Raw genomic sequence first — 17,158 nt, forward strand, 5'->3', positions numbered from 1 at the left:
GGTGTCCGGGCCCCGGCCGCCTGTTTACGGGCTGCCGTCCGTCCCTCAGACGTCCTCGCGCCGCACTGACAGCAGGTCCTCCAGCTGCTCCTCGCGCGACGGGGCGGCGACGAAGAGCAGCTCGTCGCCCGCCTCCAGGGCGTCCTCCTTGTTCGGGGTCAGGACGCGGTTGCCACGGATGATCGTCACCAGAGAGGTGTCCTCCGGCCACTGCACGTCCCCGACCCGGGTCCCGGCCAGCGCCGCCTCCGGGGGCAGGGTGAGCTCGACCAGGTTGGCGTCGCCGTGGCTGAAGCGGAGCAGCCGGACGAGGTCGCCGACGCTCACCGCCTCCTCCACCAGCGCGGACATCAGGCGCGGCGTGGAGACGGCGACGTCCACGCCCCACGCCTCGTTGAACAGCCACTCGTTCTTCGGGTTGTTCACCCGGGCGACCACGCGCGGCACGCCGTACTCGGTCTTGGCCAGCAGGGAGACGACGAGGTTGACCTTGTCGTCACCGGTCGCGGCGATCACGACGTTGCAGCGCTGGAGCGCGGCCTCGTCCAGCGAGGTGATCTCGCAGGCGTCGGCCAGCAGCCACTCCGCCAGCGGCACCCGCTCGACGGAGATCGCCGTCGGCGCCTTGTCGATGAGCAGGACCTCGTGCCCGTTCTCCAGCAGTTCGCCCGCGATGGAACGTCCCACCGCGCCGGCGCCCGCGATGGCGACCCTCATGCTCGTCCCTCCTCGGGCCCTTCGGCGAAGGCCGCCTCGACCTTCTCCACGTCCTCGGTGCGCATCATGACGTGCACCAGATCGCCGTCCTGCAGAACGGTCTGCGAGTTCGGCAGCATCGCCTCGCCGAGGCGGGTGAGGAAGGCCACGCGGACGCCGGTCTCCTCCTGCAGCTTGCTGATCTTGTGGCCGACCCAGGCCGGGGAGGTGTGCACCTCGGCGAGCTGGACGCCGCCGCTCGGGTCGCGCCACAGCGGCTCGGCGCCCGAGGGCAGCAGCCGGCGCAGCATCTGGTCCGCCGTCCAGCGGACCGTGGCCACGGTCGGGATGCCCAGGCGCTGGTAGACCTCGGCGCGGCGCGGGTCGTAGATCCGGGCCGCGACGTTCTCCACGCCGAACATCTCGCGGGCCACCCGGGCCGCGATGATGTTGGAGTTGTCACCGCTGCTGACGGCGGCGAACGCCCCGGCCTCCTCGATACCCGCCTCGCGCAGCGTGTCCTGGTCGAAGCCGATGCCGGTCACCCGGCGGCCTCCGAAGGAGGAGCCCAGCCGGCGGAACGCGGTCGGGTCCTGGTCGACCACCGCGATCGTATGACCCTGGCTCTCCAGGGTCTGCGCGAGCGCGGAACCCACGCGCCCACACCCCATGATGACGATGTGCATCGGCCCCTACCTCGCACCTTTCCTGTGCTGTGACCCGGTTGCTTTTGACCTGGTGTGTTCCCGGTCCGTTCGGCGACCACGCTACCTGGCATACGGACCGGCCCGGCCCCGCGGTTCCCTCGGCGGGCCCACTCGCGCGTTAAGAACGCGACAAGAGTGCATAGGCTTCGAGTAAGTTCCCTTGCGCCGGTGGTCGCCTTCTGTTCGGTAATCGATCAGTACGTCGCTCATATGGCACGCGTCGGAGACGGCCGACACTCACAAGAGGCGACGGCGCCGACGCGAGCGCACCGTCACCAATTCCGCTGCGCCGCCCCGCGCCCATACGGCACGCTACGAACCGTGTCCACCCTGCCTCAGCAGTCACCTTCCGGCCCATCCGCCTCGCACCTGCTCGTCTGCGGGGACGACGCCCTGGCGCACCGGCTCGCCGCCGAGCTGACCGACGTCTACCGCGAGCGCGTCACCCTCGTCGTCCCCTCCGCCCAGGTCTCCCGGCCCCGGGTGCCCCCGTCGCTGCGCGGCCTCGGGCGGGCGCAGGCGCTGTTCGGCCGGGTGTCGGCCGCCGTGCGCACGTCCGCCGGTCCGGTCGCCGACGCGGGCGCGAGCACCACCGGCGAGACCGCGCCCGAGGAACTCGTCCGGATCATGGAGGCGCCGGAGGCCGACGACGAGACGCTGCTCGCGGCCGGGATCGGCGCCGCCGAGGCGCTCGCGCTCGTCTACGACGACGACGAGACCAACATCCACGCCGCGCTGCGGGCCCGGCGGCTGAACCCCCGGCTGCGGCTCGTCATCCGCCTCTACAACCGCAAACTCGGCCAGCACCTGGCCGCGCTGCTGGACCAGGCGGCGGCGGTCGGCGCCCCGGACGGCGAGGACACCGGGGGCGCGGACGCGTCCACCACCATCCTGTCCGACGCCGACACGGTGGCGCCCGCGCTGGTCGCCACCGCGGTGGCCGGGACCAGCAAGGTCATCGAGGCGGACGGCCTGCTGCTGCGCGCCGTGGAGCGCCCGCCGGGCGCGGCCGGCCGCGGCGGCCCGCCCTTGTGCACCCTCGCCGTCCTGACCGCCGCCGCGCACGACCCGGCGGCCGGCGACGCGCCCGCGGGGGCCAACGGCCCGGACGAGGGCCCGGTGCTGCTGCCCGACGACCAGACGGCGGCGACGGCCTCCGGGCGCGGCACCGTCGTCCTGGAGAACGTCGCCTACGGCGGCGGCCCGTCGAACGGCGGCCGGTTACGCGGGCTCGGCGGGCGCGGGGCGCCGCTGCGGTCGCTGTTCTCGCGGCGGCTGCGCTGGTCGCTGGCCGGGTTCGTCGGGGCGGTGCTGGCGCTGGCCGTGGCCTCGTCCCTGACCACCGGGGACTCCCCGCTGCACGCGGCCTACCTCTCGCTGCTCGACCTCTTCGCGATCAACGAACCGGCGATCGGCGAGTCCGTCCCCCGCAAGATCCTCCAGCTCCTCTCCGGCCTCACCGGCCTGTTGCTGCTGCCCGTCCTGGTGGCCGCCGCGCTGGAGGGCCTGGGCACCTTCCGCAGCGCCTCCACCCTGCGCCGCCCGCCCCGGGGGCTGTCGGGGCACGTGGTGCTGCTGGGGCTGGGGAAGGTCGGGACCCGGGTGCTGGCGCGGCTGCACGAGATGGGCATCCCGGTGGTGTGCGTGGAGGCCGACCCGGAGGCGCGCGGCGTCGCGCTGGCCCGGCGGCTGCGCGTGCCGACCGTCCTGGGCGACGCCACCCAGGAAGGCGTCCTGGAGGCCGCCAAGATCCACCGGGCGCACAGCCTCCTCGCCCTCACCAGCTCCGACACCACCAACCTGGAGGTCGCGCTGTCCGCCCGCTCGGTCCAGCCCCGGCTGCGGGTGACGCTGCGGCTGTTCGACGACCGGTTCGCCACCGCCGTCTACCGCACCCTGCGCGCCGCCCACCCGCGCGCCCTGACCCGCAGCCGCAGCGTCACCTTCCTGGCCGCCCCCGCCTTCGCGGGCGCGATGATGGGCCGCCAGATCCTGGGGGCCGTCCCCGTCGAGCGGCGGGTGCTGCTGATCGCGCGCGTCGAGGTACGAGGCCAGGCCGCGCTGGAGGGCCGGACGGTCGGCGAGGTCTTTCAGCCGGGGCGGCTGCGCGTCCTGGCGGTGGACACCTCCGCCCCCGACGCCCCCGTGCCGTCACCTGCTGACGGCGACCGCTCGCGCCCGCCCGCCCTGCTCGTCCGGGACCTCGGCCCCGGCTACGTCCTGCGCCCCCAGGACCGCGTCCTGCTGGCCGTCACCCGCCAGGGGCTCGGCGACCTCCTGGCGCGTCGGCCCGCCACCGAGGGGAACCGGCCGGAGCCGGGGCGGGGCGGCCGGGTGGGGCAGGGGGGACGGCGGGGGTAAGGGGGGCGGGGGTGGCGCGCCCCTCCGCCAAGGGGTCTGCCCAGACTCTGCCCGGGCGTCCACCAAGGCGTCCGCCCGCCAGGATGGCGTTAATGACGCATCAGGATCGAGTAAAGATTGGTGCAGCCCGGCGCGACACGCGCCGTTCCCGCGCTCTCACGCTCGGAGAGCGCCGGGCGCGCGACCGGGGATCGCACGCCCCGCCGCGAAGACCCCGGCGCCGACGCCCTCGGCGAGGGCGGAGCCACGTTGGTATGCCCCTGAGCGCCCATGGGACGGGGGCGAAGGGCGTGCAAAGAACGTGTGCCGAACTGGTGGCCGACAGAGGTCCGCGCGCGGTATGATCTTCGAGAAGCAGTTCGCGTGAGCGACTTCCGGTTCTGCTGTGGCCACCCGTCCGGGTGGCGGGTGGGCGAGCGCCTTGACGAAGGCTTAGCATCCTCTGCGTGTCCAAATTGACCGACGTGCCCAAACGCATCTTGATCGGGCGCGCACTGCGCAGCGACAAGCTCGGAGAAACCCTTCTCCCCAAGCGCATCGCACTCCCCGTCTTCGCCTCCGACCCGCTCTCCTCCGTGGCCTACGCGCCGGGGGAGGTGCTGCTCGTCCTGTCCGTCGCGGGGGTGTCGGCCTACCACTTCAGCCCGTGGATCGCGGTCGCGGTCGTCGTACTGATGTTCACCGTCGTGGCGTCCTACCGGCAGAACGTGCACGCGTACCCGAGCGGCGGCGGCGACTACGAGGTCGCGACCACCAACCTCGGTCCCAAGGCCGGACTCACCGTCGCCAGCGCGCTGCTGGTCGACTACGTCCTGACGGTCGCCGTCTCCATCTCCTCCGGAGTGGAGAACCTGGGCTCGGCGATCCCCTTCTTCGTCGAGCACAAGACGCTCTGCGCGGTCATCATCATCGCCCTGCTGACGCTGATGAACCTGCGCGGCGTGAAGGAGTCGGGCAAGCTCTTCGCCATCCCGACGTACGTCTTCGTCGCCGGCGTCTTCATCATGATCGTGTGGGGTGCCGTACGGGGCCTGATCATGGGCGACACCATGAAGGCCCCCACCGCGGACTACACCATCCACGCCGAACAGGGCGGCCTGGCCGGCTTCGCGCTGATCTTCCTGCTGCTGCGCGCCTTCTCGTCCGGATGCGCCGCGCTCACCGGCGTGGAGGCCATCAGCAACGGCGTCCCCGCCTTCCGCAAGCCCAAGTCCAAGAACGCCGCGAGCACGCTGGCGCTCATGGGCGGGCTGGCCGTCACGATGTTCTGCGGCATCATCGCCCTGGCCATGGCCACGAACGTCAAGATGGCCGAGAAGCCGGCCACCGACCTGCTGCACAACGGCGTCCCGGTCGGCCCCGGCTACACCCAGAACCCGGTGATCTCGCAGGTCGCCGCCGCCGTCTTCGGCGACGGGACGTTCCTGTTCATCGTCCTGGCCGCGGCCACCGCGCTCGTCCTGTTCCTGGCCGCCAACACCGCGTACAACGGGTTCCCGCTGCTCGGCTCGATCCTCGCCCAGGACCGCTACCTGCCGCGCCAGCTCCACACCCGCGGCGACCGGCTGGCCTTCTCCAACGGCATCGTGCTGCTCGCGGGCGCCGCCGCCGTCCTCGTCTACATCTACGGCGCGGACTCCAGCCGCCTGATCCAGCTCTACATCGTCGGCGTCTTCGTCTCCTTCACGCTCAGCCAGATCGGCATGGTCCGCCACTGGAACCGCCACCTGCTGACCGAGAAGAACCAGACCGCCCGCCGCAAGATCCACCGCTCCCGCGCCATCAACGCCTTCGGTGCCACGCTCACCGGCCTGGTGCTGGTCGTCGTCCTGGTCACGAAGTTCTCGCACGGCGCCTGGGTCGCGGTGCTGGGCATGGTCATCTTCTACGTGACGATGACGGCCATCCGCCGCCACTACGACCGGGTCGCGGACGAGATCGCCGCCGAGGACGTCCCCGGCGACGAGGCCGTACGCCCCTCCCGCGTCCACTCCATCGTCCTGGTCTCCAAGGTCCACAAGCCCACCCTGCGCGCCCTGAGCTACGCCAAGCTGATGCGCTCGGACACCCTCGAAGCGGTCAGCGTGGACGTGGACCCGGCCGAGACCAAGGTGCTGCGCGACGAGTGGGAACGCCGCGGCATCGAGGTCCCGCTGAAGGTCCTGGCCTCCCCCTACCGCGAGATCACCCGCCCGATCATCGACTACGTCAAGTCGCTGCGCCGGGAGAGCCCGCGCGACGCCGTCTCCGTCTACATCCCCGAGTACGTCGTCGGCCACTGGTACGAGCACCTGCTCCACAACCAGAGCGCCCTGCGCCTCAAGGGCCGCCTGCTGTTCACCCCCGGCGTGATGGTCACCTCCGTCCCCTGGCAGCTCGACTCCTCCGAAGCCGCCAAGCAGCGCGCCCGCAAGCGCGCCGAGTGGAACGCACCGGGAGCCGTCCGCCGCGGCCCCGTGTCGGCACCGAAGAAGGAGAAGACGGGGACGAAGAAGTAGCCCCGGCTTTCCATGACGGCGCCGCGCCTGCCGGATTTCCGGTGGGCGCGGCGCCGTTTTCCGTATGCGTCAGCGGCCGGGCGGGGCGCTGTTTTCTCTGCCCCCGCCCGTGCTCGTGTCTCCCTGCCCCCGTCCGTGCTCGCGGCGAACGGGGCGCGGCCCGCCATTCGCTCGTCCTCCTGGTGGGCGCTGGTGGGCGCTTTCCCGTATTCATCCCCGGTCCGGGCGGGCGGGGCGCCGTTTCCCCCACCAAGCCACGTAGAATCGACGGCTGGCCGTTTGCGTGCGATCACGCGGCGGACAGCACCACACCCGTACCGCCCCACCCACCCCAGGAGCCCTCCCGCCATGCAGACAGAACCCACGAAGTCGCTGGTCGGCGAGGAGTACGAGGTCGAGGTCGGCCCGGTCGCGCACGGCGGCCACTGCATCGCCCGCACCGACGCCGGACAGGTCCTCTTCGTCCGGCACGCGCTCCCGGGCGAGCGGGTCACCGTCCGCGTCACCGAAGGCGAGGAGGGCGCCCGCTTCCTGCGCGCCGACGCCGTCGAGATCCACACCCCCTCCAAGGACCGCGTCCCGGCCCCCTGCCCCTTCTCCGGCCCCGGCAAGTGCGGCGGCTGCGACTGGCAGCACGTCGCCCCGGGCGCGCAGCGCCGCCTGAAGGGCGCCGTGGTCGCCGAGCAGCTGGAACGACTGGCCGGGCTCACCCCGGAGGAGGCCCGCTGGGACGGCACCGTCGAGCCCGCGCCCGGCGACAAGGTCGCCAAGGGCGAGGTGCCCGCCTGGCGCACCCGCGTCCAGTACGCCATCGACGCCGACGGCCACGCGGGCCTGCGCAAGCACCGCTCGCACGAGGTCCAGCGCATCGACCACTGCCTGATCGCCGCCCCCGAGGTCTCGGAGCTGGGCGTCGAGAAGCGCGACTGGCCGCAGATCGCCACCGTCGAGGCCATCGCCGCCACCGGCTCGAACGACCGCCAGGTCATCCTCACCCCCACCCCCGGCGGCCGGCTCCCCATCGTCGAACTGGACAAGCCGGTCTCGGTGATGCGCGTCCACGAGAAGGACGGCGGCGTCCACCGCGTCCACGGCCGCCCCTTCGTCCGCGAACGCGCCGCCGACCGCACCTGGCGCGTCGGCTCCGGCGGCTTCTGGCAGGTCCACCCCAAGGCCGCCGACCTCCTGGTCGAGGCCGTCATGCAGGGCCTGATGCCGAAGAAGGGCGACATGGCCCTCGACCTGTACTGCGGCGTCGGCCTCTTCGCCGGCGCCCTGGCCGACCGCGTCGGCGAAAAGGGCGCCGTCCTCGGCATCGAATCCAACAAGCGCGCCGTCGAAGACGCCCGCCACAACCTCCAGGACCTGGACCGCGTCCGCATCGAACACGGCAAGGTCGAACAGATCCTGCCGCGCACCGGCATCGACAAGGTCGACCTGATCGTCCTGGACCCGCCGCGCGCGGGGGCCGGGAAGAAGACGGTGGAGCACCTGGCGGGGCTGGGCGCCCGCCGCATCGCCTATGTGGCCTGCGACCCGGCCGCGCTGGCCCGGGACCTGAAGTACTTCGGCGGGGCGGGGTATGTGCCGCGGCGGATGCGGGCTTTCGATCTGTTTCCGGTGACGCAGCATGTGGAGTGCGTGGTGATTTTGGAGCGGGCCGGGAAGCGCTCCTGACCTGCATTTTTGCCCGCGCGCTGTGCGGTGTGGGCATTGCAGGCGATAACTTCACGTTGCAATGACACTCACCTGGTGGGGTGTCCGACACTCCGCAGGGCAGGTCAGGCCCTGCCGGGGTGGCGCGTGCGAATGAGGTGGCCGAGGGTGGATGACGCCCTGCGCGGAACTGCTGGCCCCAGCGGAGCACTCGTGGACGCGGGCTGCGGAAATCCGGCAACGGCACGCAGCGCAGCACGGCTGGCCGTCACCGCTTCGCCATCGGGGGCTGACGCCCGACGAGTAGCCTTTACCCGCGTGGTACGCGCAGGAGCGGTGGAAGCCAGCGGCACTGGGCTGCGGCTTGTTGCGTCGCCTTCTCGTCTTCCGGTCCCGAGCAGACTGGCTGGACATGGCCGGGTTCACCAAGAACGCCCCCTTCGGATTCCGCCTGACCTATGCCAAGCGGCACCTCACCAACCATGACCGGCTTATCGCGGACCTGACGCACCCCGGGTGCGGGCTGGAGCTCACGGAGGACATACGAGGCCGCAGCTGTGCCCACGGCCAGTCTGGATGCAGAATCTGGTTCGATTACGCGGGACCAACGAGCGATCGCCTCGACATCCAGGCCCACATTGAGGACTCGTTCTGTGAGATCGCCGAATTCAATCAGGTCCTGACCTTCACCGGCAGCCCGAGCGCCGAGATCCAAGGTGCGCGGGCGGGCGTCCGAGGAAGTTCTCGCTGCCCGAGCGGCGGGAGATCAAGAACATCGCCAAGTCCCGGCCGGTCGATCACGGAGACAAGGCGAACGTTGCATGAAGCGGCAGCAGTTGGCCAGCCGCATCACCACCGGACCGAAGCGGTGCCGCTCGGTCAGGGTGACGCGGGCTAACCTGGGTGCTGTTCCGACGCCATGACCGCTTCCGTCGACCAGTTGCCCTCGGACGTTAGGAGCCTTCGGCTGTGCCACCCACTTTGTACCGTGACACTGGTTACACGCTCCGGCACCTGATCGAGAACATCGAAGACGGTCGTATCGGACTACCAGACATGCAACGCCCGTTCGTCTGGTCTGCGGCGAAGACCCGCGATCTCTTCGACTCGATGTATCGGGGCTACCCGATCGGCACGCTGATGTTCTGGGAGACCGGCGCTGAGGTAGGGGCACGGCAGATCGGAACGGAAGCCGGCGATCGAGCACCTCAGATGTTGGTCGTTGACGGGCAGCAGCGGCTGACCGCCCTGTTCGCCGTCCTGACCGGGCGCAAGATCGTCACTAAGTCTTTCGACGAGATAAACATTCGCATCGCGTTCCACCCGGAGGACCAGACGTTCGAGGTCACGGACGCGGCGATCGAGCGTGACGCCCACTTCATACCGGACATCACCGCGCTTTGGGCCCAAGGCGGTTACAAGCCCACCGTCCGGCAGTTCTTCCAACGGCTTGAACAGGCCAGCGGGCAGCCTTTGTCGGACGCTGCCAAGGATGAGCTCGAAGAACGCATAGACAGGGTCCGGGACCTGCATGAGTTTCGCTTTCAGGTTGTGGAACTGGGTGCTTCGGCCAACGAGGAGCAGGTCGCCGACATCTTCGTGCGCATCAACTCCGAAGGCGTGAAGCTCAACCAGTCCGACTTCATCCTGACCCTGATGTCAGTGCATTGGGAGAAGGGCCGCCGCCAGCTTGAAGACTTCAGTCGCGGCGCGGTGGTCGTAGGACTCCCCGGTCCGAGCCCTCGGAATGCCTTTCTGGACCCCAGCCCGGACCAACTGCTGCGCGTAGCCGTCGCTGTCGCCTTCCGGCGCGCCCGCCTGCAGCACGTCTATAGCGTCCTGCGAGGAAAGGATCTCGAAACCGGCAAGGCCACCGCCGCTCGACGGCAGGAGCAGTTCGACCGGCTCGCCCAAGCACACACGAAGGTCCTGGACCTGACCAGCTGGCATGGGTTCTTCCAGTGCGTCACGGCGGCCGGCTTCCGCAGTCGCAAGATGATCACCTCCGACAACGCCCTGCTCTACAGCTACACGCTCTGGCTGATCGGACGCCACGACTTCGGACTGACGGCCGATGAACTCCGTCCCGTGATCGGACGGTGGTTCTTCATGGCGCATACAACCGGTCGGTACTCCAACTCGCCGGAGTCACAGATGGAGTTCGACCTGGGGAGGATCGGCAGTTTGCCGTCAGGGGACGGCCGAGCCTTCACCGCGGAACTCGACCGGATCATCGCAGCGAACTTCACCGGCGACTACTGGGAGATCTCCCTGCCCAACCGGCTGGACACATCCTCGTCACGTTCACCGGTGCTTTTCGCCTACCAGGCGGCGCTCAACATCCTCGACGCCGAAATGCTCTTCGGTGACCAACGAATCCGTGAGCTGCTGGACCCCTCAGTTCAACCCGCCAAGGCTGTCGACCGGGGCAACCTGTTCCACCGCAAGGTGCTCGCCGGAATGGGTATCACCGACCGGCGCCAGGTCAATGCCATCGCCAACATGGCCTACGTGACGTGGCCGGCAGACGAACTGTCCAACACCGACGCACCACATGACTACTGGCCGAGAATCACGGACGCGATGGATCCGCAGGTCCTTGAGCGGCAGGTACGGTGGCACGCGCTCCCGGTCGGCTGGGAACAGCTCGACTATTTCACCTTCCTGGAACGGCGGCGCCAGCTAATCGCCAAGGTCGTGCGGGAAGCGTTCGAAACCCTTACGAGGGAGCGGCCCGCGTACGTCCCAACCACTCCGGCCGACATGATCGCCGCCGGCGAGTCCCAGAGCACGGAGTTCAAGGCCAGCGCCCGCTGGAACGTGCACACTCGGCAGGCCGACAAGTCCCTACGGCACAACATCGTCAAGGCCGTCTGCGGCTTTCTGAACGGCGAGGGCGGGAACCTGTTCATCGGTGTTGCCGACGACGGAGCAGTCCTCGGCATCGAGAACGACCTCACCACTCTGGAGTCGCAGGCCAGCGTCGACGGGTATGAGCTCTTCGTACGCCAACTCCTCGACAGCAGCCTGTCGACCCCGACAGCGACCACCGTCCGCGTACGCTTCCCCGAGATTTCCGGCAATGTCGTCTGTCAGATCAGCGTTGCCGCGGCAGGTAAGCCGGTGTTCGCCAAGCCCGCCAAGGGCGGCAACAGCGCAACCGACTTCTGGGTTCGGGTCGGCAACGCCACCAAGCAACTCCACGGCGATGACCTCCTGCGCTACCAGGAGGAACACTGGGGATGAGTGTCCCTGTGGCCGGCCCTCCGACCGGAGGGCAACGACCTCGGGTCTATCCCTGGTGTGGACCACGGTCCGGTTGCTGTCGAGAGTCTTGGGAGTCCACTCACCAGACGGTGTGGCGACCTGCACATTTGGGCACATCGGCGGACGGCGCCGGGGGCGTCCGGTCGGTCCTTCCGGCCTCCTCGTCGACCTACATGGACACGTCATGGCCCGGGGCATGGCGGGCGTGGTCGGCAAGGAGCAAGCGCAGGCTGTCGGCCGTGACGCTCGTCTGGCGCTCCGGGCGCCGACAAGCCGGGGCGAGAATCGATGGATCACTGTGATCTGCGCTTTTCCATAACCGGTACAGGGCGACGTCATACCGGTGACGCGGCATGTGGAGTGCGTGGTGATCTTGGAGTGGGCAGGGCGGCGCTCCCGACCCCGCCTGAATCGGAACCGCAGAACTCAGGCCGACGAGTAGAGATGGGTGGGCCGGGCCCGTGCCGTCCGCCGTCCGCGAGACCTTGGCTGTGGCGGCTTTCCGCCGCCCGGACCCGCTGGACCCCGCCCCTCGCCAGCCGCAGGATGGGCGCAACGACCGGCGCACCGCCATCGATGTGCCGGTGTCAGCCTCCCCAGGGACCTGCCGTGAATCGGAAGGGGAACGGTTCGGTCGGCGGCGCCGGGCGTGTGGTGCGGCCGATGGGCACGGGTGTGGCCGTGGGTGTCACGGTGGCCGTGCTGGTGGTTGCCAACCTGGTCAATGGGCGGTGGGCGCCGTCGTTCGGGGTGGCGACCGCCGTCGTGGTCTGTGTGGTGCTGCTGGTGGTGTTGTTTTGGGCCGGAGGTACCTGGGCGGATGCGGGGCTGGGTGCCGCGTCGCTGAAGCGCGGGGCGCGGTGGGCGGTGGTGCTGGTTGGGCTGGTCGCGGTGGGGTACGCGGGGGCGGCGTTGCTGCCGGTTGCCCGGGGGCTGTTCGCGGACGAGCGGTATGGCGGGCTGAGTGGTGGTCAGGTGGCGTGGCGGGTGCTGGTCACGGTGCCGGTCGGGACGGTGCTGTTGGAGGAGGTCGCCTTTCGGGGGGTGTTGTACGGCCTGGTGCGCCGAGCCGGGGGGACGGTGTGGGCGACGGCCGTGTCGAGCGCGTTGTTCGGGGTGTGGCACGTGCTGCCGTCGCTGGGGCTGGCGACCGACAAGCCCGCGCTGACGCCGCTGTTCGGCCGTTCCGCGCTCGGGGCGGCGGTCGCCGTGGTGGCGGCGGTGCTGTTCACCGGGGCGTCGGGCGTGCTCTTCTGCGAATTGCGCCGCCGCAGCGGGAGCCTGCTGGCGCCGATGGGCTTGCATTGGGCGGTCAACGCGTTCGGCTACCTGGCCGGCTTCCTGCTGCGCTGACCGGGCGGGACTGTGAGGCTGCGGGACCGGTGTGAGGCTGCGGGACGGTGTGACGCTGGTTCCGTGCGTGGTCAGCGGTCATTTGTCGGCCGCGATGATGTCCTTGAGGCGGTCGAGGTCCTGTGCGGTGACGTCCGCGGGCCGCATCACGGCGTGCCAGGCGTCCACGTACTCGGTGACGTAGGTGTGGCCGTGGCCGCTCGGGACGTCGGCGGCGAACGGAAGGTCCGCGGTGACCTGCCAGAAGGTCACCAATGGCAGCCACACCATCTGTTCGAGCACGTCGTCGCCCGGGTGCTGGCCGATCCAGTCCGGTTCGGCGTAGACGAGGCGGGGGCTCCACCAGACGATCGGGTCGGAGGGGTGCATGAGGTAGAGGACGCGGGTGCCGTTCCAGGGCCGGTCCGCCGGGGGGATCTTCTCGGCCGGGTCGTTGGTGAACCGGACGGTTCGTCCGCCCTTGTAGACGGGACGCACCTCGGGGCTGCCGGCGTCACGGTGGTCGCTGAACTCCCGGAACAGCGTGTTGAAGGCCGGCGGACCGGCGAACAGGGTGCCCGCGGTGCGGTTGCGCAGGTCGTACTCCCCGCTGAACGCGGTCTCGCCGCCGAAGGACCCCAGGCTCTCCCCGGCGACGAACAGCCGGGGGCGGTTGCCGGACGGCAGTTTCGACCAGGTGTCGTAGACGGCGTCGAAGAGGGCGCGGCCCGCCTCGCGGGCCTTGGACTGGTCGACGAGGTAGGAGAGCCACGACGGGAGGTAGGAGTACTGGATCGCGACGGTGGCGGAGTCGCCGCCGCTGAGGTACTCGAAGGTGTCCACCGCGGCGGGGTCGACCCAGCCGCTGCCGGTCGTCGTCATCACGAGCAGGTTCGCGCGCCGGAAACCGCCCTGACGGGTCAGGTCGGCGACCGCCTGGGCCGCGCGGGACTCCGTGTCGTCCGACGACGCCAGACCGGAGTAGGACCGGATCGGTTCCGTCGCCGGGCGGCCGGTGAACTTCTCGATGGCGCCCTTCGAAGGGCCCGTGCCGGTGAAGTTGCGTCCTTGCAGGCCCAGCGAGTCCCACGGCACCAGCGACCCCGGCCCGCCGGAACGCAGGGTCGTCGTGGGCCGGTGCGCCCCCTCCTCGGTCGTCGTGTCGCGGACCGAGAAGGCGTTGTTGGCGAGGCCGACCAGGCCGTCGAGCAGCAGGCCGGTGACGAGGGCCCAGACGAGCGCGGCGACCGCGATCCAGCCGACGGCGGACGCGGCACGCGGACCGATCCAGCGCTTGAGCAGGCGGACGAGCCGGCGGTACAGGCCGCGGACGCCGCGCGCGGTGAGCAGGAGGAGGCCGAAGACCAGCGCCGCGACGAGGGGGGAGACCACGGCGAGCGGGACGTTGTAGTCGGAAACCCCCATCAGCTCGCGGATCCGGTACTGCCAGTACTGCCCGAAGCCGAAGGACAGGCCGAACAGGACGGCCGCGCCGAGGAAGAGGACCGTCCAGGACCTGCGTCGCGGAGGGCGCGGATCCCGATCGGCGAACGCGCGCCACACCCGCGCGGCGAGCACCCCGGCCGCGTAGCCGAGGGCCGCGTCGATGCCGCAGATCAGGCCCTGCAGGATGCCGCCGCGCGGGAGCAGCGACGGGGTGAAGGAGAGGCAGCCGAACAGGAGCGCGCCCCAGCACCCGGGGAGGGTGACGGACCACAGTCCCCGGCGGCGCTTACGAGGCTTCGGTTCCGGACCGGAGCCTGCTGCCGCGGTGTCCGTACGAGGGGCCGGCTCGGCGGGCGAATCCGATGTGTCTCCGGCCATGGCTACCTCCGTTCGGAAGACCAGACCGCCTCACCAGGACGACGACCGTCGCCACCACCGAAGTCGGCGCGAGGTCACCGAAGTCGGCGCGAGGTCACCGAAGTCGGCGCGAGGTCACCGAAGTCGGCGCGAGGTCACCGAAGCCGACGCAAGGCCAACGGGGTCGGCGCAAGGACACCGGAGTCGGCGCGAGGGCGCCGAAGTCAGTGCAGGATCTTGCCCTTCGCCCGCTGGAACTCGTCGTCCGAGATATCGCCGCGCTCCCTGAGCTGGGACAGCTTCGTCAGCTCGTCGGCCTGCGTGGCGCGGGGTGTGTCCGGCGTCGCGGTCCGGCGTACGTACGCGTCGAAAGCCTGCTGCTGGGCCTGTGCCCTGTTCAGTTCGCGTTGGCCCATGCCGCGTCCCCGGGCGAGGACGTAGATGAGGACGCCGATGAAGGGCAGCACGACCACGAAGACGATCCAGCCCGCCTTGGCCCACCCGTTCAGCGCGTCGTCGCGGAAGAGATCGCCGATGATGCGGAAGAGCAGGAAGAACCACAGCACCCACATGAAGAGCCAGAACGTGGTCCAGAAAACGCCGAGCAGCGGATAGTCGTACGCGAGGGTGACGGAACCGCTCATGGTGCTCTCCTTCCGATTGCCCTACCGCCGCGTTGGTGTGGCCGTACCGCAGCGACAGTGGGCCGGGCGGGTCGGCGGCGGTGCTCCGAGCGGGATGTGCGGTGCGGAAGAGCGTGCGCGGGCTCGTTCCGGTGGCAGGCGACCGGCGTGCGGGTCTTCACGGCCGGGGTCCTGGGTCCGTCCGCTGCCGACGGTAGGGCGCCCGAGCGGAAGGAGCCATAGCCGGATGGGCCAAATGACAGCGGGGTCCGGATTCGGGGAAGGCGTCCGGTGCTTGCGGCACCCGGGGGGCGGAACGCGGCAGGTGGTCCGAGCCCGTTCTGACGGGTCGGGCGTGGCTGGGGGGCGCCGCGAGGGCGGTCGTGAACGGCGTTGTCGCCCGCCGACGGGGGGAGTCGAACGGTGTTCCTCAAGCGGACGGTCCGCCGTACGCTCCCCCTACAGTTGCCGCCCCGGACCTCGGCGGCCCGGTCACCGACCGACGTGCGTCCCGGGATGGGCGGCAGGTGATGCCACATGCACCGGCAGGATTCACCGTCGACACGGTGCGAGCGCGCCGAGCACGGGAGAGACGGAACAGCCGCCGCGCCTCGGATCGGCAGCGGCGTCGTGGCCGTGGCGGGGACCGGCCCGGTACTCGGGCGGCGACGCGACGTCCGAGCCCGTGCCCTGCCTCGTTCTCGTCGTTCTCGTCGTTCTGCCTTGTGCTTGACGTGGCGGAGCCCGTTGACCGCCCTGGTACAGGGCTGCTCCGACGTGTCCGACGGCGCGTGACGGGCCGGACGGGCCGGACGGGCCGGGGCGGACGACCGGTGCTCGTGAGCCTGCCTTCCCCCGCCCGTCGGCCCGGTCCGGGAGCCCCGCCCGTGTCCGCGTCGTGACGTGGCAGGAACAGCCGCCGACGGGGATGCCCGCCCGCGGCCGGTACCCGGCCGGGGCACGCCCACACCGAAAGGGCCGACCGCGGATGACCGACACGACAGCCGATGCGGCAACCGACTCGACACCCGACTCGACGGCCGACTCGACGGCCGAACGCATCGAGACGTTCATCGAACAGCTGCGGGTCCCTCCTGGATCGGAGGTGGATCTGAAGCAGGACTTCGATCCCAGGTTCCGGGCGGGCATCGCGAAGAAGTCGGACGGGGTCGAACTTCTGGATGTAGGCATCGAGTTGCTGGCCGAGTACCAGCGGCGGCTTGCCGCCGAGCAGACCCGGGGCGTCCTGGTGTGTCTGCAGGCACTGGACGCGGGTGGCAAGGACGGGACGATCCGCCACGTGATGAGTGGAATGAGCCCGCAGGGCGTACGGGTGGCGAACTTCAAAGTGCCCTCCGCCGAGGAACTCGACCACGACTACCTGTGGCGTTACGCGCGTCAGTTGCCCCGGCGCGGCGAGATCACCATCTTCAACCGGTCGCACTACGAAGAGGTCCTGGTGGTGCGGGTGCACCCGGAGAACCTCGACCGGCAGAAGCTGCCCGGGGCCACGAAGGACGGCGACGTATGGGCGCGGCGCTACCGGGAGATCAACGCCTGGGAGCGGTACCTCGCCGAGAACGGATTCAAAGTCGTCAAACTCTTTCTGAACCTGTCGAAAGAGGAGCAGCGGATCCGGTTCCTCAAGCGGATCGACGTGCCGGATCGCAACTGGAAGTTCTCGGCGGCCGATGTGCGCGAACGCGCGCACTGGGGCGCCTACCAGCGGGCCTTCTCCCAGATGCTCTCCGCCACCAGTACCCCCTGGGCTCCGTGGTACGTCGTGCCCGCGGACCGCAAGTGGCTGGCGCGGCTCTGCGCCGCCGCCGTGCTCGCGCACACGCTGATCGACATCGGCCCGCACTATCCGGAGATGAGCGAACCGGCCCGTCGAGAGCTCGCGAAAGCCAAGAAGGAGCTGGAGAAGGAAGCGCCTCGGGGCGCCCCGGCGGATCCGTACAAGGCATCGGTGGCCGCCAAGAGCCACGAGCGACACGAGAAGGACGGAAAGAAGGACGGAAAGAAGGAGCCCGGAAAGGGCGGCGGAAAGGAGGCCGGAAAGAACGGCGGAAAGAACGGCAGGAAGAACCGGCGGGAAAAGCAGAGCCAGGGATAGGGCCAGGAACAGGGACAGGGCCAGGCACAGGGACAGCAAACAGGCTCAGGAAACAGGACCAGCAAACAGGCACAAGACCAGCAAACAGGCACAGCGCGC

10 protein-coding genes are annotated in these 17,158 nt (G+C 70.1%); 6 read left to right on the forward strand and 4 right to left on the reverse strand.

Annotated elements, in window-relative coordinates; all coding sequences use genetic code 11:
* Positions 1–45 precede the first annotated feature (45 nt).
* Positions 46–717, reverse strand: a complete 672-nt coding sequence (locus ABZX96_RS19380; RefSeq protein WP_355545925.1) for a TrkA family potassium uptake protein — start codon at positions 715–717, stop codon at positions 46–48.
* Positions 714–1,382 carry a TrkA family potassium uptake protein gene (locus ABZX96_RS19385; RefSeq protein WP_355545927.1) on the reverse strand — a complete coding sequence of 223 codons (669 nt, stop codon included), beginning with the start codon at positions 1,380–1,382 and terminating at the stop codon, positions 714–716. Before ABZX96_RS19385 ends, ABZX96_RS19380 begins: the two co-directional genes overlap by 4 nt.
* Before the next feature lie 390 nt (positions 1,383–1,772).
* On the opposite strand from ABZX96_RS19385, the gene ABZX96_RS19390 reads away from it, so the two are divergent.
* The 5 genes from ABZX96_RS19390 to ABZX96_RS19410 all read left to right on the forward strand — a co-directional run bounded on the left by ABZX96_RS19390 (position 1,773) and on the right by ABZX96_RS19410 (position 12,538).
* On the forward strand, positions 1,773–3,764 hold the full coding sequence (locus ABZX96_RS19390; protein ID WP_355546067.1) for an NAD-binding protein: 1,992 nt from the start codon (positions 1,773–1,775) through the stop codon (positions 3,762–3,764).
* A 446-nt stretch (positions 3,765–4,210) separates the two neighbouring features.
* On the forward strand, positions 4,211–6,262 hold the full coding sequence (locus tag ABZX96_RS19395) for an APC family permease (protein ID WP_355545929.1): 2,052 nt from the start codon (positions 4,211–4,213) through the stop codon (positions 6,260–6,262).
* 348 nt (positions 6,263–6,610) lie between these two features.
* The gene (locus ABZX96_RS19400) at positions 6,611–7,939 is read left to right on the forward strand and encodes a TRAM domain-containing protein (protein ID WP_355545931.1); all 1,329 of its coding nucleotides are present in this window, start codon (positions 6,611–6,613) and stop codon (positions 7,937–7,939) included.
* A gap of 948 nt (positions 7,940–8,887) precedes the next feature.
* Positions 8,888–11,164 carry a DUF262 domain-containing protein gene (locus ABZX96_RS19405; RefSeq protein WP_355545933.1) on the forward strand — a complete coding sequence of 759 codons (2,277 nt, stop codon included), beginning with the start codon at positions 8,888–8,890 and terminating at the stop codon, positions 11,162–11,164.
* Positions 11,165–11,794: 630 nt separating this feature from the next.
* A complete protein-coding gene (locus ABZX96_RS19410) occupies positions 11,795–12,538 on the forward strand; it encodes a CPBP family intramembrane glutamic endopeptidase (protein WP_355545935.1) in 744 nt (247 codons plus the stop codon).
* Positions 12,539–12,616: 78 nt separating this feature from the next.
* Here ABZX96_RS19410 and ABZX96_RS19415 read toward each other — a convergent pair whose 3' ends face one another.
* Positions 12,617–14,341, reverse strand: coding sequence for an alpha/beta-hydrolase family protein (locus ABZX96_RS19415; RefSeq protein ID WP_355545937.1), 1,725 nt, complete (start codon positions 14,339–14,341; stop codon positions 12,617–12,619).
* Positions 14,342–14,544: 203 nt separating this feature from the next.
* Positions 14,545–14,964: an SHOCT domain-containing protein gene (locus tag ABZX96_RS19420; RefSeq protein WP_355545939.1), complete on the reverse strand. Its 420-nt coding sequence runs from the start codon at positions 14,962–14,964 to the stop codon at positions 14,545–14,547.
* A 967-nt stretch (positions 14,965–15,931) separates the two neighbouring features.
* On the opposite strand from ABZX96_RS19420, the gene ABZX96_RS19425 reads away from it, so the two are divergent.
* On the forward strand, positions 15,932–17,059 hold the full coding sequence (locus ABZX96_RS19425) for a polyphosphate kinase 2 family protein (RefSeq protein ID WP_355545941.1): 1,128 nt from the start codon (positions 15,932–15,934) through the stop codon (positions 17,057–17,059).
* Positions 17,060–17,158: the final 99 nt, after the last annotated feature.

It is taken from the genome of Streptomyces sp. NPDC003077, from assembly GCF_040611095.1.
Lineage (GTDB): Bacteria > Actinomycetota > Actinomycetes > Streptomycetales > Streptomycetaceae > Streptomyces.